Annotated in this window: 17 protein-coding genes; all 17 read right to left on the bottom strand. The window is 37.2% G+C overall.

Going from position 1 to position 16769, the window contains the following annotated elements; genetic code table 11:
• Positions 1–2: 2 nt before the first annotated feature.
• The 17 genes from xerC to ffh all read right to left on the bottom strand — a co-directional run bounded on the left by xerC (position 3) and on the right by ffh (position 16756).
• Positions 3–896 carry a tyrosine recombinase XerC gene (gene xerC / locus MHB48_RS06380; protein WP_342600676.1) on the bottom strand — a complete coding sequence of 298 codons (894 nt, stop codon included), beginning with the start codon at positions 894–896 and terminating at the stop codon, positions 3–5.
• Positions 897–967: 71 nt separating this feature from the next.
• Entirely contained in the window at positions 968–2278 is a 1311-nt protein-coding gene (gene trmFO, locus MHB48_RS06375) for an FADH(2)-oxidizing methylenetetrahydrofolate--tRNA-(uracil(54)-C(5))-methyltransferase TrmFO (RefSeq protein ID WP_342600675.1), read from the bottom strand.
• 15 nt (positions 2279–2293) lie between these two features.
• Complete coding sequence (gene topA / locus MHB48_RS06370; RefSeq protein ID WP_342600674.1) at positions 2294–4369, bottom strand: type I DNA topoisomerase; 2076 nt, start codon at positions 4367–4369, stop codon at positions 2294–2296.
• A gap of 103 nt (positions 4370–4472) precedes the next feature.
• Complete coding sequence (gene dprA / locus MHB48_RS06365) at positions 4473–5372, bottom strand: DNA-processing protein DprA (protein WP_342600673.1); 900 nt, start codon at positions 5370–5372, stop codon at positions 4473–4475.
• Positions 5373–5489: 117 nt separating this feature from the next.
• On the bottom strand, positions 5490–6392 hold the full coding sequence (gene sucD / locus MHB48_RS06360) for a succinate--CoA ligase subunit alpha (RefSeq protein ID WP_342600672.1): 903 nt from the start codon (positions 6390–6392) through the stop codon (positions 5490–5492).
• Between the two features lie 18 nt (positions 6393–6410).
• The gene (gene sucC / locus MHB48_RS06355) at positions 6411–7571 is read right to left on the bottom strand and encodes an ADP-forming succinate--CoA ligase subunit beta (RefSeq protein WP_342600671.1); all 1161 of its coding nucleotides are present in this window, start codon (positions 7569–7571) and stop codon (positions 6411–6413) included.
• 141 nt (positions 7572–7712) lie between these two features.
• Positions 7713–7997, bottom strand: coding sequence for an EscU/YscU/HrcU family type III secretion system export apparatus switch protein (locus tag MHB48_RS06350; RefSeq protein WP_342600670.1), 285 nt, complete (start codon positions 7995–7997; stop codon positions 7713–7715).
• Positions 7994–9847, bottom strand: a complete 1854-nt coding sequence (locus MHB48_RS06345) for a hypothetical protein (RefSeq protein WP_342600669.1) — start codon at positions 9845–9847, stop codon at positions 7994–7996. Before MHB48_RS06345 ends, MHB48_RS06350 begins: the two co-directional genes overlap by 4 nt.
• Positions 9848–9955: 108 nt before the next feature.
• The gene (locus MHB48_RS06340) at positions 9956–10744 is read right to left on the bottom strand and encodes a ribonuclease HII (protein WP_342600668.1); all 789 of its coding nucleotides are present in this window, start codon (positions 10742–10744) and stop codon (positions 9956–9958) included.
• A gap of 219 nt (positions 10745–10963) precedes the next feature.
• Entirely contained in the window at positions 10964–11815 is an 852-nt protein-coding gene (gene ylqF / locus MHB48_RS06335) for a ribosome biogenesis GTPase YlqF (RefSeq protein ID WP_340919082.1), read from the bottom strand.
• A 99-nt stretch (positions 11816–11914) separates the two neighbouring features.
• Positions 11915–12475, bottom strand: coding sequence for a signal peptidase I (gene lepB, locus MHB48_RS06330; protein ID WP_342600667.1), 561 nt, complete (start codon positions 12473–12475; stop codon positions 11915–11917).
• 248 nt (positions 12476–12723) lie between these two features.
• Complete coding sequence (rplS, locus tag MHB48_RS06325) at positions 12724–13068, bottom strand: 50S ribosomal protein L19 (protein ID WP_342601312.1); 345 nt, start codon at positions 13066–13068, stop codon at positions 12724–12726.
• A gap of 407 nt (positions 13069–13475) precedes the next feature.
• The gene (gene trmD / locus MHB48_RS06320) at positions 13476–14207 is read right to left on the bottom strand and encodes a tRNA (guanosine(37)-N1)-methyltransferase TrmD (protein WP_342601311.1); all 732 of its coding nucleotides are present in this window, start codon (positions 14205–14207) and stop codon (positions 13476–13478) included.
• The gene (rimM, locus tag MHB48_RS06315) at positions 14207–14722 is read right to left on the bottom strand and encodes a ribosome maturation factor RimM (protein ID WP_342601310.1); all 516 of its coding nucleotides are present in this window, start codon (positions 14720–14722) and stop codon (positions 14207–14209) included. Before rimM ends, trmD begins: the two co-directional genes overlap by 1 nt.
• Positions 14723–14776: 54 nt before the next feature.
• Complete coding sequence (locus MHB48_RS06310; RefSeq protein WP_342600666.1) at positions 14777–15010, bottom strand: KH domain-containing protein; 234 nt, start codon at positions 15008–15010, stop codon at positions 14777–14779.
• A 14-nt stretch (positions 15011–15024) separates the two neighbouring features.
• Positions 15025–15297 carry a 30S ribosomal protein S16 gene (gene rpsP / locus MHB48_RS06305; RefSeq protein WP_342600665.1) on the bottom strand — a complete coding sequence of 91 codons (273 nt, stop codon included), beginning with the start codon at positions 15295–15297 and terminating at the stop codon, positions 15025–15027.
• 103 nt (positions 15298–15400) lie between these two features.
• Entirely contained in the window at positions 15401–16756 is a 1356-nt protein-coding gene (gene ffh, locus MHB48_RS06300; protein ID WP_342600664.1) for a signal recognition particle protein, read from the bottom strand.
• Between the last annotated feature and the right edge of the window lie 13 nt (positions 16757–16769).

Here is a 16769-nt window from a genome sequence, read left to right as displayed (position 1 = left end):
ACTTATGCCCTTGGATGAGCATTCATATACGTTTTTCTTAAATGTTCTTTCGTTACATGTGTATACACTTGAGTAGAAGATAAGTGAGCATGACCTAGTAATTCTTGTACGCTTCGTAAGTCTGCTCCATTATTTAATAAATGAGTGGCAAATGTATGTCGTAGCATATGTGGATAAATCGTTGTATGTAACGACGCTTTTTTCATCATTTCATTCAAAATATACCTAACTCCATCAGTAGTTAAGTGCTCACCTCTACTGTTAACAAATAAAAAAGGATGCGATGTTTTTTTCATCAATTTCGGTCTACTATTTAATACATACTGTTCAACAGCAGAAAGTGCAAAATCACCTACGGGAATATAACGCTCTTTTCTCCCCTTCCCCATCACACGAACTACACCATAACTACTATCAATATGACGCAACTCAATGGAAGTAAGTTCACTTACACGAATACCAGTAGCATATAATAATTCTAGTATCGCCAAATTACGAATGGATAAAGGGTCAGTCCCCTTATTTTCCTCAAATAACTTTTTCATCTCTTCTTCATAAAAAAAATGAGGCAATTTCTCTTCTTTTTTGGGATGATACAATGATTGAAAAGCATCATCTCGAATATTATATTCCCTATTCAAAAATTTATAAAAAGATCGAATGGAAGAAATTTTTCTAGATATAGAGGTTCTCGCTAATTTTTTGTCATATAAATTCGTTACGTAAAGTCTTGCATGAACGTACTCCACATCATCTAAGTGCTGTACTCCTTCTGCTTCTAAGTAATTTAAAAACTGCTTAATATCATTTTCATATTCATGAACTGTTAGATTAGAATAGTTTTTTTCTAATTGTATGTAAGCAATAAAAGAATGAAGTTCGTCTAACCCAATCATGTTAACAACTCCGATACATTTCCATTGTAAAAGCCTCTAAAAGTATACAACTTTTTAGAGGCTTAAAGCAATTATATTGACTTATTTTTCATAAAATTTTGAATTGTTGTAAGCGCTCTATTTGCCAACTTTTCTACTTTTACCTTTTTGTCTCGAACTTTCGGTTGGAGTTCAGGGAATAAGCCAAAGTTAATATTCATAGGTTGGAAGTTCCTTGGGTCTGCTTCTGTAATATATCTAGCCATACTGCCTAGAGCTGTCTCACTTGGCAATACTACTAATTCTTCCCCTTTTACTAATTTAGCAGCGTTAATTCCTGCTAAAAGGCCACTTCCAGCTGACTCTACATAACCTTCTACACCTGTCATTTGACCAGCAAAAAAGATATTCGGGTTTGCTTTCAGTTGATAAGTCGGTTGTAAAACATGTGGCGAATTTATGAACGTATTACGATGCATCACACCATAACGAACTATTTCCACATTTTCAAGACCAGGAATTAACTGCAGTACTTCTTTTTGTGGCCCCCATTTTAAATGAGTTTGGAACCCTACAATATTATAGAGTGTGCCAGCAGCATCGTCTTGTCTTAACTGAACAACGGCAAATGGACGTTTTCCTGTTTTAGGATCTTCCAAACCTACTGGTTTCATCGGACCGAATAATAAAGTTTTTCGTCCGCGCTCCGCCATTACTTCTACTGGCATACATCCTTCAAAATATATCTCTTTCTCAAATTCTTTTAATGGAACTACTTCTGCAGAAACAAGCGCATCATAAAAACGATTAAACTCTTCTTCTGTCATTGGACAGTTTAAATAAGCAGCTTCACCTTTATCGTAACGAGATTTCAAATATACTTTATCCATATCAATACTGTCTTTTTCAACAATTGGTGCAGCAGCATCGTAGAAGTATAAATAGTCTTGGCCAGTTATTTCTTTTACTTTTTCAGCAAGTGCCGGAGAAGTTAATGGACCAGTTGCAATAACAGTAATGCCTTCCGGGATTTCCGTTACTTCTTCGTTCACAATTTCAATCAGTGGATGATTACGAATTGTATCTGTTACCCTTCCAGCAAAATCATGTCGATCTACCGCAAGTGCTCCACCTGCTGGCACACTGCTATTATCAGCAGATTGAATAATAAGTGAGTCTAACATACGCATTTCTTCTTTAATAACGCCTACAGCATTAGTTAAGTTGTTAGCTCTTAGTGAATTGGAGCAAACCAATTCAGCAAATTTGTCCGTATGATGCGCTGGAGTTTGTTTAACAGGTCGCATTTCATAAAGACGTACTTTTATACCTCTTTTTGCTATTTGCCACGCTGCCTCACTTCCTGCTAATCCTGCACCAATAACGTTTACTACTTCAGTCATGTCGTATCCTTCTTTCTAACTTTGCGGATCTTCTTTATAATCACACGCAACACATTGTATTTGTATACCTTTTTTCAATTTCTTCTCTACTAACATTTCATTACATTTCGGACATGGTCGACTTATTGGCTTGTCCCAAGAAACAAATTCACATGTTGGATATAGGTTACAACCATAAAACAAGCGCTTTGTTTTACTTTTACGTTCCACTATCTGTCCTTCCTTACACGAAGGGCAAGTTACACCAATCTCCTTAACGATTGCCTTTGTATTACGACATTCTGGGAAATTACTACAAGCCATAAATTTACCGTATCGTCCTAATTTATAAACCATTGGGGAGCCACAGTTTTCGCAGTCCTCGCCTGTAGGTTCATCTTTAATTACGATTTTTTCCATGGCAGCATCTGCATGTTTCACATGTTTCTCAAAGTCTTGGTAGAATCCATCAATTACTTGTACCCATTTTACTTGACCTTCTTCTACACTATCTAAATCCCGTTCCATTTGAGCGGTAAACGCAATATCAAGTACATTTGGGAAAAATTCCAGTACGAGTTGATGAACAATTGTTCCCAGCTCCGTAGGAACAAAGCGTTTTGTTTCTAACGCAACATATCCTCTTTTTTGAATTGTATCTAGTGTAGGAGCGTACGTAGAAGGTCTACCTATTCCTAATTCTTCCAACGTTTTAACTAGTCTCGCTTCTGAGTATCTTGGAGGTGGCTGTGTAAAATGCTGTTTTGGTTCAATAGATAAAGCACTTACTTTGTCCCCTAAATCTAACGCGGGTAAAAGCTTATCTTTGTCATCTTTTTGATCATCCGAGCCTTCCACATACACTTTCATAAATCCAGGAAATTTTACTTGCGAACCGTTTGCACGAAAAACAGCTTCTCCGTTTTTCAAATCAACTGCTACTGTATCTAAAGTGGCAGGAGCCATTTGACTAGCAATGAATCGTTCCCAAATTAATTTGTATAAGCGGAATAAATCACGAGAAAGAATACTCTTTAATTGATCTGGAGTTCTTAGTACACTAGTAGGTCTAACAGCTTCATGAGCATCTTGTGATTTTTTCGACTGTTTTTCTGCTTTCTTTGTGGAAATAAACTCAGAACCATACTCATTTTTTATAAAATCTTGAGCGTCTGCTTTTGCAGTGTCTGAAATTCTCGTAGAATCTGTTCGCATATACGTAATTAATCCAACAGTTCCTTCTTTTTTCCCAAGATCGATTCCTTCATATAATTGTTGTGCAAGCATCATTGTTTTTCTTGCTCTAAAGTTTAGCTTGCGGGCAGCTTCTTGTTGTAGTGAGGAAGTAGTAAAAGATGGAGCAGGATTTCTCTTTCGCTCTTTTTTCACTACATTTGTCACTTCAAATTTTTTGCCCTTCATCACTTTTAATACAGCTTTTACTTCATCTTCATTGGAAAGCTTTACTTTTTCTTGTTCATTTCCATAGTAAAGAGCATCAAATGCTTTTTTATCTTTCTCAAATTGGCCTTCAATTGACCAGTATTCTTCCGGGATAAATTCATTTATCTCGTTTTCACGATCAATAATTAAGCGTAATGCTACGGACTGAACACGACCAGCAGAAAGCCCTTTTTTAACTTTCTTCCATAGAATTGGACTAATATTATATCCAACAAGTCGATCTAAGATTCTTCTCGCTTGTTGAGCGTCTACTAGATCCATATTAATTGGTCTAGGATGTTTAAAGGATTCAAGTATTGCATCTTTTGTAATTTCATTAAATACTACGCGACAATCAGATTCAATATCTACATGTAACGAATTTGCCAAATGCCATGCAATCGCTTCCCCTTCTCTGTCGGGGTCAGCTGCGAGATAAACTTTCTTCGCTTTTTTTGCCGCATTCTTCAAATCTTGTAAAACTGGACCTTTACCTCGTATCGTAATATATTTTGGTTCATAGTCATTTTCAACGTCGACACCCATTTGACTTCTAGGTAAATCGCGCACATGACCGATTGATGCTTTTACTTTATATTTTTTTCCAAGATATCGCTCAATCGTTTTTGCCTTCGCTGGCGATTCCACAATCACTAAATAATCCGACATAGATGTGCCTCCTTATAGAAGGTAACTCGCTTTATTCTTCAAAACAAATACCTGTTGCAAAATGTATAACAGTTTTCTAATAAATGCAAGACTTTTCATTTTACTAATTGCAAATTTGTTCATTTATTTTTAATTCTTCCAGTATTTGATGACCATTCCAAACCGGCTTCGCCCCTTCTAATATAAGGGAATGTGGCCCTGCTGAGAGTGGAGAATGAATAGATCCAGGAATCGCAAAAATTTCTTTCCCATTTTCAAGTGCATGCTCCATTGTCGAAACTGTACCACTTTTTTCTTTCGCCTCTGTAATAACTACACCTTGCGACAATCCACTAATAATTCGATTTCGCATCGGAAAATTCCACATTTTTGGCGTAATGTAGGGAGGATATTCTGTTACTAACAACTGATTTTTCGACATTTTATATGCTAATTCTGTATTATCTTTCGGATAAATATGAAAGAAACCTGTGCCTAAAACAGCTATTGTTTTTCCGCCCATTTTCATCGTTATTTTATGAGCAAGGGTGTCTGCACCTTTAGCCAGGCCACTTACAATGATATAGTCCTTTTCAATTAACGGAGGCAATATTTTTTCAATACTTTGTTCCGAGTAACTTGTAGCTTCTCTAGATCCTATTATAGCAAGCTTTTTGTCGTTTGTTAGTAAATTTATATCACCTTTCGCATATAACACAGCAGGCGGGTCATATAGGGTTAATAAACTTTTTGGATAGTTGGGATTGGTATAGATGATTGGGGTTATATCATGTTTTTTATACATTTGTAAAAGTGGGATTTCTACAAATTTTTGATACATTTCCTGTAAATTTACCGCGCGATTTGGTGTAATTTTACATATTTTAGCAAGTAGATTTGACTGCATTTTTTCTAAGTGAGTTAGATGGGGGTTATACTCAATTAGAGGTTGAATTTTGTTTAGAGGAACAGGGAAAACATAATGCAGCGCTAAAAATCGATTGAGATATTGTTCATCGTTCATTTCTTTCCTCCTATTCTGAAAAATTTAAGTGCTCTGTTTGCCTCGAAGCGCAAGATGCTGAAGTCTAGACAATAAAAAAAAGTACGGCAACACCAATTGATGTGCCGTACTCTTATATTAATGTGTTTTACAAGCGTCGTAAAGACCCGCTTCTTTAATTGCTTCTATTAAAGTTTCACCGATTACTGATGGAGTTGCTGCAACTTTCATTCCAGCTGCTTCCATTGCTTTAATTTTCCCTTCAGCAGTACCTTGACCACCAGAGATAATTGCACCAGCGTGACCCATACGTTTTCCTTCAGGAGCCGTTTGACCACCGATGAACCCTACTACAGGTTTTGTCATGTTAGCTTTAATCCATGCAGCTGCTTCTTCTTCTGCAGTACCACCGATTTCACCAATCATTACTACTGCATATGTTTCTTCATCTTCATTGAATGCAGATAAAGCATCGATAAAGTTAGTTCCATTTACTGGATCTCCACCAATACCAACAGCAGTTGTTTGACCGATACCAGCTTGTGTTAATTGATGAACAGCTTCATACGTTAAAGTACCAGAACGTGAAACTACACCTACATGGCCTTTTGTATGAATGTATCCTGGCATAATACCAATCTTACATTCGTCTGCTGTAATAACTCCAGGACAGTTTGGTCCTACTAAACGAGTTTTCTTTCCTTCCATGTAACGTTTAACGTTAACCATGTCTAGTACTGGAATATGCTCAGTAATACAGATAGTCATATCTAATTCAGCATCTACCGCTTCCAAAATTGCATCAGCAGCAAATGGAGCTGGAACATAAATTACAGAAACGTTAGCGCCAGTAGCTTTAACAGCATCATCAACTGTGTTGAAAACTGGAACGCCTTCTACTTCCGTACCACCTTTACCAGGAGTTACCCCAGCAACGATTTTAGTTCCGTATTCAAGCATTTGTTTTGTATGGAAAAGAGCAGTTGAGCCCGTAATTCCTTGTACGATTACTTTCGTATCTTTATTAATATATACGCCCACTTTATGTCCCTGCCTTTCTTATCCTACAAGATTAACGATTTTTTGAGCACCGTCTGCCATAGAGTCAGCAGCGATAATGTTTAATCCGGATTCATTTAATAATTTTTTACCTAAGTCTACGTTAGTACCTTCTAAACGAACTACTAGTGGCACTGAAAGTCCAACTTCTTTAGCTGCAATAATAACACCTTCAGCAATTACGTCACACTTCATGATACCACCGAAGATATTAACGAAAATACCTTTTACGTTTGCATCTGAAAGGATGATTTTGAATGCTTCTGTTACTTTTTCAGCTGTAGCACCGCCCCCAACGTCAAGGAAGTTAGCGGGTGAACCACCGTAATAGCTAATAGTGTCCATAGTTGCCATAGCAAGACCTGCACCATTAACCATACATCCGATGTTACCATCTAAAGAAATGTAGCTTAAATCATACTTAGAAGCTTCAATTTCTTTTGCATCTTCTTCATCGTAGTCACGCATTTCCATAATGTCTTTGTGACGGTATAATGCGTTTGCATCGAAGTTGAATTTAGCATCTAGTGCTAAAACGTTGTCATCATTCGTTACTACTAACGGATTGATTTCCACGATAGAAGCATCTTTTTCTTTATAAACTTGATATAAGCCAAGCATAAATTTCGCTGCTTTATTAACAAGTTTTGCTGGGAAGTTCATTTTAAACGCCATACGACGTGCTTGGAAGCCAGTTAAACCTACAACTGGATCGATTTCCTCATAGAAAAGTTTTTCGGGAGTATTTGCTGCTACTTCCTCGATGTCCATTCCGCCCTCTTCTGAGCCCATTAATGTTACACGAGAAGTTGCACGATCTAATACTAGACCTACATAATATTCCTTCTTGATATCGCTACCTTCTTCGATAAGCAAGCGTTTAATTTCTTTACCTTCAGGACCAGTTTGGTGAGTTACTAGTACTTTACCTAATAGTTCCTTCGCGTACTCACGTACCTCATCTAAATTTTTTGCGATTTTTACTCCGCCAGCTTTACCACGACCACCTGCGTGGATTTGTGCTTTAACAACAATAACGCTTGAGCCTAACTCTTTTGCCGCTTTCACTGCCTCTTCAGGTGAGAAAGCAACAATCCCATTAGAAACTGCTACGCCATATTGTCTGAGGAGTTGTTTCCCTTGATATTCATGGATATTCATCTTGCATCCTCCATTCAAACTTGTGTCAAGTAATTTACTACCTCTCTCATTGTAATAAAGGTGTCACATCTTGTCCACAAAAGTCTAACATTTGCTCTAAACATGGAATATTCGGAATTTGTGTCGAAGTTAAAAGAATTATTAATTTTTTTTCCTCTTTTCTTTATCCATCTTATAAATAAATGCAAAAACCTCCGCCACTGCTTGATATAGCTCTTCTGGTATGGATTGATTAATATCTAATTGACCGAGAAGTTCTACCAAGCTCGCATCCTCTTGAATTGGCACATCATGCTCTTTGGCTTTGGCCAAGATGTTTTCTGCTATTTTCCCTTTTCCTTTTGCTACAATGGTCGGCGCATCTAAACGCCCTGGTTTATACGTTAACGCAACCGCTTCTTTACGAGTATGTTTGCCTTCTGTCATATCCGTATATCGACTCCTAGAACGTCAGGTTGGGGCGTTTTTAGTTTTATTGAAGAAGATAGATGATTCTCCTCGAACGTTTTTACAAATACACCTGACAACTTATAGCCCACAGATGAAAGACCTTCTTTTAACGATTCTTTGAAAATTTTAGCTATTTCTTCCAGTCTTGGATCATGGTTGAACAAGGAAATAGACACAACTCTATTTTGTACTTGCATATCTACAACGGTTTCTTTTAATGCATCTAATTGCAAATAAAACATTATTCTCGCAAAATCTGAATCTATTTTACCATCTTCCTTCATTCTTCCATTCCATTCTAAGGTAGCATCCATTTTCTTCCCTAGAAATTCCAATGGCACTTGCATAAGAAGTTGATGTTGTGGACCATTCTCACTTGACAATATCTGCAGGCCATTCATTCTACCTAATAGTAGTTCTGCACCATCTCTGAGGGGAGCAGAAATAGAATGATTTTGAAGCAGTTCAACTAATTGCGGCTTTAATTGTAGCGCTATTTGTCTTATTTCTTCACTATTGCTCCCTAGCTTGGCTTCATAACTAAATCCAAGAGATTTTAATACTTCCTTCATCGCATGCTCAAATGCTTTTCCATCCAGCTGCGCCATCACAGCCTGTTCCGCCTGTAGAACGTCTTGAGAAACAGTTATATTTGTAGTATTTTTACTCATTGAAGTCATTTGTCGTAATGTTTGAGCAACCATGTCCATCGTTGGCCCTTTTCCAAGTAAAGAGACTAAATGCTCTTTAGGAGTCAAACCATTTGCATCTTTTGAAAAAATAGCAAGTTGACTTTGTTCAGCAAATACTTTTAGTAAGGCATTATTTATATTATTCAGTTGTAATGGCTGGACCTCTTTTAGTTGAGACAAAACTTGGTCCTTTTGGCCATTAGAAAGTAAGGGCTGCATACTTATCCAATTCCGAAGTAACTCAACCGCAGCTCCCTTTTCACCAGGAGTTGAATGGATAAGCTGAGTTATTAATTCTCCTGCTGAATTAGGTAAAGCTGGCTTTCCACTAGGAGGAGTTGGATTTGTTAACGACGATTGGACTGGTAAAATGAATGACTCTTTTAGCGTCTGTAAAGCAGGTAATCTAGTGGATAATGGTGCTTGTTGGTTTTGAATAGTTTCTACTTGTTTCCCAAGTAAAGAACCCGCTACTGGTAAACTAAATGGCTCCGCTACTTTTTTTAAGCTTTGGAGTAAATTATTTTTGATACCAGGAGAAATGGTTGCCTCTTGTTGTAGTATTTGTTTAAAATTTTCTATAAATGTTTGTAATCCATTTGTAGATTTCCCGCTCATTACAGTTTCAAAAAGTTGCGTTGTTAATGGCAGTTTTAGTTCCATCAATTTTTGAATGGCTTCTAATGCCGATTTCATCGTTACATTTGGAGGTATTTGTTTTATTAATTGTTCTGCTTGTACTAAAAGTTCCTTAGAGATTGGTAATTGTTCTTTTAGGAAAAACTGAATGACTGTTTGCATTTCTAATGATTTATTTAAATTCATCACTTGTAGTAGTTGTTGTGCCTGTTGCGCAATTGAGTTTCCTTTAGCCAACGGACCCGAGACTACTTTTAGTTGCACTTCTGGTGCAGATTTTGTTACTTGAAAAAAGTGTGCATCTCCAGCTTTTAAGGGGGTTTCTAGTTTAGCAATTATTTTTTGATTACCAATTTGTACTTCTGCCGTTTGGTTTGGAAATAGTTTTTTTATCGTACCATGTATTACTTGTCCCTCTTTCATCGGCGCATGATTATTTGTTGGAATTGCTTGAGATAGCTGAGTTTGAATGGAAGAAAAAGAAGTAGAAGTCATTTTTTCACCTCATTATTTTATCAAATTCGCCTTGGCTTTTTTTGCCCAGATTTTTATCAAGTAAGTTTGATAAAAATCTGTGGCATTCGCCGGAAGCACTGACTTCATTCAGTTGAGGTTAGACCCTCGACTCAATGAAATCATGGATTTAATCGGTTCAAATGTTTTGCGATGATGTTCAGTCGGCCCATGTTTTAGTATCATTTCAACATGTTGTTTCGTGCCATATCCTGCATGGTTATTGAATAAATAAGCAGGAAATTCTTCATGTAATTGATCCATATAGTGATCACGTGCTGTCTTAGCAAGTATAGATGCAGCAGCAATTGCTAAACTTTTCGCATCCCCTTTAATTATGGAATGCGTATCTATGTCAATCGGTAAAGCCATCGCATCCACTAACACGACAGAAGGTTGTTCTGTTAAACTTAACACCGCTTCCGTCATCGATTGCTTTGTAGCTTCGTAAATATTGAGTTCATCAATTTTTTCCACTGATTGAAAATGGATGAAATAACTTATTGCATTGTTTTTAATCCTTACTGCAAGTTCATTTCGTTTCGCTTTTGAAAGTTGCTTCGAGTCATTTAAACCAACTAATTCCTCTGCATTACTTTTCAAAATAACCGCCGCAGTCACAACTGGTCCTGCTAAAGGTCCCCTCCCTGCTTCGTCCACACCAGCTACCAAATCATGTTCGCTAGTACAAAAACTTTGATCGAACATAATCTTCTCTTCATGCGCTTGTTTTTCAAGCATTTTGAGATGTTGTTTTTTCTTCCAACTAGTGAATAGCTTATTTGCCCCTACTCGACTATCCTCTTCTAACTCTTTTAACCATGACTCTGTTCCGTTTGCATACGCTAGTTTTTCTTTAATTTCTTTTAAACTTAACATTTCTATCACTTCATCTTTCTATTACTTAGTATATGTATCGGCAGCAATGTAAAAAAATCGAGAAAACCCTCTCTACCATAAGGTAAAAAGGGTATATTTTCATATTAGGCTCTGTTAAACTACATTTTTGTAATTTGGTAGAATCCGCTTGCTTTCCGCACGGATTCTACCGCAAATTATAGGCTAAAAAACAACGGTATAATATAACAGAGCCTTATATTAATTTTCATCTACAAAATCGAAAGTTAATTTACCGAGATGTAAATTGCGAACATCTCGAACGATTAATTCTGCAACTTGATCGTAATCAATTTCTCCGCCACTTCCGTAGCATCTTCTTAGTTTACCGATATGGTCGAACGTTTCAACTAAGTCTTCACTAACTTCAGTTAAGTTATATCGTTCTTCCATCCGTCTCGGATAATGTTCTTGTAAGAATCGAAGTCCATATACCGCTAAATCTTCCATATTGATTACAGCATCTTTTATAGCACCTGTTAAAGCAAGTTTATAGCCAACTTGTTGATCCTCAAACTTCGGCCAAAGAATACCAGGAGTATCCAGTAATTCGATTTCCTTTTCGACTTTTATCCATTGCTGTCTTTTCGTTACACCAGGTGTATTTCCTGTTTTTGCTATGTTTTTCTTTGCAAAACGATTAATAAGTGTGGATTTCCCTACATTAGGAATTCCTACAATCATCGCACGAATTGCTCGAGGTTTTATCCCTCTCTCTTTCATTCGATCCCATTTAGGCTTTAAAAGCTCTTTAGAGGCTTTAAATACCGTTTGTAGTCCTTTTCCCTCTAAAGAGTTTATCGCTACTGTAGGATGTCCTTTTGATTCAAAATAAGCTATCCATTTTTTTGTTTGCACTTCATCGGCCATATCCACTTTGTTAAGAATAAGTAATCGCGTTTTTTGATGAACTACATCATCAATCATTGGATTTCTAGAGGACAGAGGTAAACGTGCATCTATTAACTCAAAAATGATATCAACTAACTTTAAATTTTCGGTTACTTCTCTTCTTGCTTTGGCCATATGACCTGGAAACCATTGAATTGTCATATCGAACCTCCTTCTTCAAGCGCCAACCGCTCGAGATTATATGTTCATTATCTCTGGTGGCTGAGGAGCTGCCTCCTCGGATATTACTATTAACTTTTCTTATTTAACCAAACCAATTTCATTGAGAGGCCAAAAAACAAAATTCGTATTCCCGATTACTTCGTCAATTGCAACAAGTCCAATATGTCGGCTATCTTTACTATACAAACGATTATCTCCCATCACGAATATGTATCCTTCGGGGATTTCTTTCTCTTGCGTAATATCTTCCAAAGTGAAGTCACCTGTTAACGTTCCTTCAGTAATTTCACTCTTATACTGCTCTAAATAAGGTTCTGGTAGTTCTTTTCCGTTAATAAATAATTGATCATTTTTAAATTCTACATGATCGCCAGGTAGTCCAATTACACGTTTAATATAATTCTTTTGCTCTGGCGCATGAAATACTACAATATCGTAACGATCTGGTTCACCAACCATGTACCCTATCTTATTGACAACCATACGATCCCCATTTTTTAAAGTCGGCATCATCGATTCTCCATCTACTACGATAGGTGTAAATAAAAAGAACCGAATTATTGCTGCTAGTCCAAAAGCTATTAATAGTGCCTTTGACCATTCCCATAATTCATTCTTTTCCTTTTTTACTTTTTCCATCTACTTGGCCCCCTTAACTACTTCTCTTTATTGTACAAGGAAAATCGTATTCAGGCAAAAAGAATCCAATTAATATTGCAATTATTTTTGACAAAATTTTCTTAACCTTACTTCCAGTTAACACAAATTGAAGTTACTTTTTCAAATTATATCCTTCCAACGGGATGAAAGTCCTCCTCATCAGTTTGAAAAGAAAAAATGTTGTAGCAAAAGTGGCATCACCTTCACTACAACATTTACTTTTACTATTAGCGACGCTCTTTAATACGAGCAGCTTTACCACGTAGGTCACGTAAGTAGTACAATTTAGCACGACGAACTTTACCACGACGGACAACTTCTAAGTTTGCAATTTTTGGTGTGTGTACAGGGAATGTACGTTCAACACCAACACCTGATGAAATTTTACGAACTGTGAAAGTTTCGCTAATTCCGCCACCACGACGTTTAATTACAACACCTTCGTACATTTGGATACGTTCACGAGTTCCCTCTACTACCTTAACGTGTACACGAACTGTGTCACCTGGACGGAAAGTAGGAAGATCTGTACGTAATTGTTCTTTAGTAATTGCTGAAATAATGTTTTGCATCATTTTCTCTCCCTTATATAGAATGCTCTTACACACATTAGCTGTTGCAGCGGAACACCCAAAATCAGTACTTCACATAGAAGCACATAGTACAATATATCACAACTAATTCTTCTATGCAATGAAAAATTAATGATTGAGTAATTTTCATAAAAAGTACTTTGTCATTAAAATACGAACATTTATCACTTCTTTGATTGAAGCGGCAGGCGGCGACTCCAGCGGGATGAGTGAGACAGATAAGACATCACAAACGACGAGTATCGGCGGTGATGACTTATCGCTCACCCCGCGGAAAACGTCCGCCTATAGCGGAAATCAACTATACTTTATTCCATGTAAAATATAAATTCCTTTAGTATTGTTCGCATTTTTTCATGTAAATTAGAATTTTGAATTTGATTCTATTAGTGTTTCTTTATTGTATGAAGCATTTGTTGCTCTTTCTCAGTTAACTCCATTTGTTCTAATAGCTCCGGTCTTCTTTCAAACGTTCGTTTTAACGACTGCTCTCGTCTCCATTTATCAATGGCCGCGTGATTGCCTGACAATAAAACATCCGGCACTTTATAGCCACGAAATTCCACAGGACGCGTATAGTGAGGATGTTCTAGAAGCCCCGTTGAAAAAGAATCCTTTTCATGTGATTCCGCATTACCCAAAACATTGGGTAGTAACCTTACGACGCTATCTACAACAGTCATTGCAGCTAGTTCTCCGCCTGTAAGAACAAAATCACCTATAGATATCTCATCTGTAACTAAATGCTCGCGAATACGTTCATCATAGCCCTCATAATGCCCACAAACGAAGATGAGTTCCTCTTCTTGCGCAAGTTCCTCTGCTTTTTGCTGCGTAAAGCGCTCTCCTTGAGGACAAAGTAGAATAATGCGTCTTCTTTGTTCTGAATTCGTAGTAAGTGATTCAACCGCATTAAAAAGTGGCTCTGGCTTTAATACCATTCCTGCACCACCACCATATGGGTAATCGTCTACCTGATGATGCTTGTTACCTGAGAAATCACGGAAATTCACTACATTAATCGCAACTTCATTCTTCTCCTGAGCTTTTTTCAAAATGGACGAATTAAAAACGCCTGTAAACATTTCTGGAAAAAGCGAAAGAATATGAATGTTCATCATGACAACAAACCATCTAATACATCAATAGTAATTTTTTTATTATCAATATCAACTGATTTTACTACATCCTCAATATACGGAATGTAGTGTGCTTTGCCCTTTGCAGGTTGCACTGTCCATACATCGTTTGCACCAGTTTGAAGAATTTCTGTAACCTTACCAATTGTTTCGCCTTCTAACGATTCAACTGTACAGCCAATAATCTCATGAAAATAGAATTCGTTATCTTCTAAATCTGTAAGATATTTTTCGGATACTTTTAATACCGCATTTCGAAGAGGTTCTACATCTTTTAGCAAAGAAAAACCTTCAAATGTTAATAAATCGAAGTTTTTATGCTTTCGATGACTTGCTACTTTAACGATAATCGGTTTGGATCCATCCGCTTTATAAAGCCCTAGCTCACTACCTACCTCATAGCGCTCGTCTGCAAAGTCTGTAGTAGAAATAACACGAACTTCCCCCCAAATACCGTGAGTGTTCACTATTTTTCCAACGTTAAACCATTCCATCATTTTTACCTCCTATCAAAAAAGGAAGAACAAAGTGTTCTCCCTTTTTGTACATTAATCTAAAATGTCGACATATGTTTTTTTCTTCTGGTGACTGCCTGCTGCTGAGTAAACAATAGTACGAATTGCTTTCGCCACTCGCCCTTGTTTGCCAATAACTTTCCCCATATCTTCAGGATGAACAGAAAGTTTATAAACTATACGGTTTACATTCTCTTCTTTTTCAATCTGAACTTTTTCTGGATAATCAACTAATGGTTTAACAATTGCTCTGATCAGCTGCTCCACATTGTCCCCTCCGATTATTTGCCGAGTTTTACGTTATGGAATTTCTCCATAATTCCTTGCTCTGAGAACAAGTTACGTACTGTATCAGATGGTTTCGCACCGTCTTGAAGCCATTTTAACGCTAATTCTTCGTTAATTTTAACTTCAGCTGGTTTAGTAAGTGGGTTGTAAGTACCTACTGTTTCAATTTGACGACCATCACGTGGTGAGCGAGAGTCTGCTACTACAATACGATAGAAAGGAGATTTTTTTGCTCCCATACGTTTTAAACGAATTTTAACTGCCATTTTTATTGCACCTCCGAATAGTTTCACACAAGATAGTATATTATCAAGCTTTTATTTGTTTGTAAAGTGTTTTTTCTTAACACCCTATATTTTTCTGGAAAATTTATTTGAAAAGCGAGTCTAAACCTGGCATTTTCATCTTTTTCTTCCCTTTTTGTTGCATGTTTGTCATTTGCTTCATCATTTTTTTCATGTCTTCAAATTGCTTCAATAATCTGTTAACGTCTTGTATCGTAGTACCAGATCCTTTTGCAATTCTTTTTTTCCTTGGACCACTAATGATTTCAGGTGTTGTTTTTTCTTGCGTGGTCATGGAGTAAATAATCGCTTCTACACGATCCATTTGCTTTTCATCGACTTTTGCATTTTCTAACCCTTTAATTTTACCCGCTCCTGGAAGCATTTTTAAAATTTCATCTAGTGGTCCCATTTTCTTCATTTGGCCAATTTGATCTAAGAAATCGTCTAATGTAAAAGATTGTGTACGGAATTTTTCTTCTAATTCCTTCGCTTTCTCTTCATCGACATTTGCTTGCGCTTTTTCGATAAGGGACATCATATCGCCCATACCTAAAATACGGGAAGCCATTCGCTCTGGATGGAATGGTTCTAAAGCATCCATTTTTTCACCCATACCGACAAATTTAATAGGCTTTTGCGTTACGGAACGGATGGACAGTGCTGCTCCGCCTCGAGTATCCCCATCAAGCTTTGTCAGGACAACTCCTGTAATTCCAATTGATTCGTTAAAATTATTCGCCACATTGACCGCATCTTGCCCTGTCATTGCGTCCACAACTAAAAATACTTCATCCGGTTCTTTAATTGCACGAATATCTTTTAACTCTTGCATTAGGGTTTCATCAATATGGAGTCGACCCGCAGTATCGACGATTACAACGTCATAATGCTCCTCTTTTGCATGATCCATCGCCTGTTTTACAATTTCAACAGGTGAAACATCTGTCCCTAACGCAAATACTGGTAAAGAAAGTTGTTTCCCGATCGTTTCTAGCTGCTTTATTGCTGCAGGTCGGTAAATATCGGCCGCAACTAATAAAGGCTTCTTATTGTACTTTTTACGAAGTACATTTGCAAGCTTTCCAGTAGTTGTTGTTTTACCTGCACCTTGTAAGCCAACCATCATAATGACAGTTGGTGGTCTGGAAGAAAAAGAAATTTGACTTTGCTCTCCACCCATTAACACCGTCAGTTCATCTTTAACAATTTTAATGACATGTTGACCTGGTGTTAAGCTTTTCATGACTTCTTGCCCAACAGCTCGTTCGGATACATTTTTTACAAATTCTTTTACTACTTTTAAGTTTACGTCCGCTTCAAGTAGCGCATAGCGGACGTCTCGCATCATTTCTTTTACGTCTGCTTCAGAAATCTTTCCTTTTCCTTTGATTTTCTGAAGTGTTCCCTGGAGTCGCTCAGCTAATCCTTCAAACGCCATGCATGCCCGCCCC

Source organism: Psychrobacillus sp. FSL H8-0483 (assembly GCF_038637725.1).
Lineage (GTDB): Bacteria > Bacillota > Bacilli > Bacillales_A > Planococcaceae > Psychrobacillus.
This window is presented reverse-complemented; position numbering and strand designations above follow the sequence as displayed.

Excerpts from the sequence above, each read along its gene's own strand:
- trmD (WP_342601311.1), bottom strand. The coding sequence starts at position 14,207 with ATGAACATTCATATTCTTTCGCTTTTTCCAGAAATGTTTACAGGCGTT.
- trmFO (WP_342600675.1), bottom strand. The coding sequence starts at position 2,278 with ATGACTGAAGTAGTAAACGTTATTGGTGCAGGATTAGCAGGAAGTGAG.
- ylqF (WP_340919082.1), bottom strand. The coding sequence starts at position 11,815 with ATGACAATTCAATGGTTTCCAGGTCATATGGCCAAAGCAAGAAGAGAA.
- MHB48_RS06340 (WP_342600668.1), bottom strand. The coding sequence starts at position 10,744 with ATGTTAAGTTTAAAAGAAATTAAAGAAAAACTAGCGTATGCAAACGGA.
- rpsP (WP_342600665.1), bottom strand. The coding sequence starts at position 15,297 with ATGGCAGTTAAAATTCGTTTAAAACGTATGGGAGCAAAAAAATCTCCT.
- rimM (WP_342601310.1), bottom strand. The coding sequence starts at position 14,722 with ATGGAATGGTTTAACGTTGGAAAAATAGTGAACACTCACGGTATTTGG.
- dprA (WP_342600673.1), bottom strand. The coding sequence starts at position 5,372 with ATGAACGATGAACAATATCTCAATCGATTTTTAGCGCTGCATTATGTT.
- MHB48_RS06345 (WP_342600669.1), bottom strand. The coding sequence starts at position 9,847 with ATGACTTCTACTTCTTTTTCTTCCATTCAAACTCAGCTATCTCAAGCA.
- rplS (WP_342601312.1), bottom strand. The coding sequence starts at position 13,068 with ATGCAAAACATTATTTCAGCAATTACTAAAGAACAATTACGTACAGAT.
- lepB (WP_342600667.1), bottom strand. The coding sequence starts at position 12,475 with ATGGAAAAAGTAAAAAAGGAAAAGAATGAATTATGGGAATGGTCAAAG.
- xerC (WP_342600676.1), bottom strand. The coding sequence starts at position 896 with ATGATTGGGTTAGACGAACTTCATTCTTTTATTGCTTACATACAATTA.
- topA (WP_342600674.1), bottom strand. The coding sequence starts at position 4,369 with ATGTCGGATTATTTAGTGATTGTGGAATCGCCAGCGAAGGCAAAAACG.
- ffh (WP_342600664.1), bottom strand. The coding sequence starts at position 16,756 with ATGGCGTTTGAAGGATTAGCTGAGCGACTCCAGGGAACACTTCAGAAA.
- sucC (WP_342600671.1), bottom strand. The coding sequence starts at position 7,571 with ATGAATATCCATGAATATCAAGGGAAACAACTCCTCAGACAATATGGC.
- MHB48_RS06350 (WP_342600670.1), bottom strand. The coding sequence starts at position 7,997 with ATGACAGAAGGCAAACATACTCGTAAAGAAGCGGTTGCGTTAACGTAT.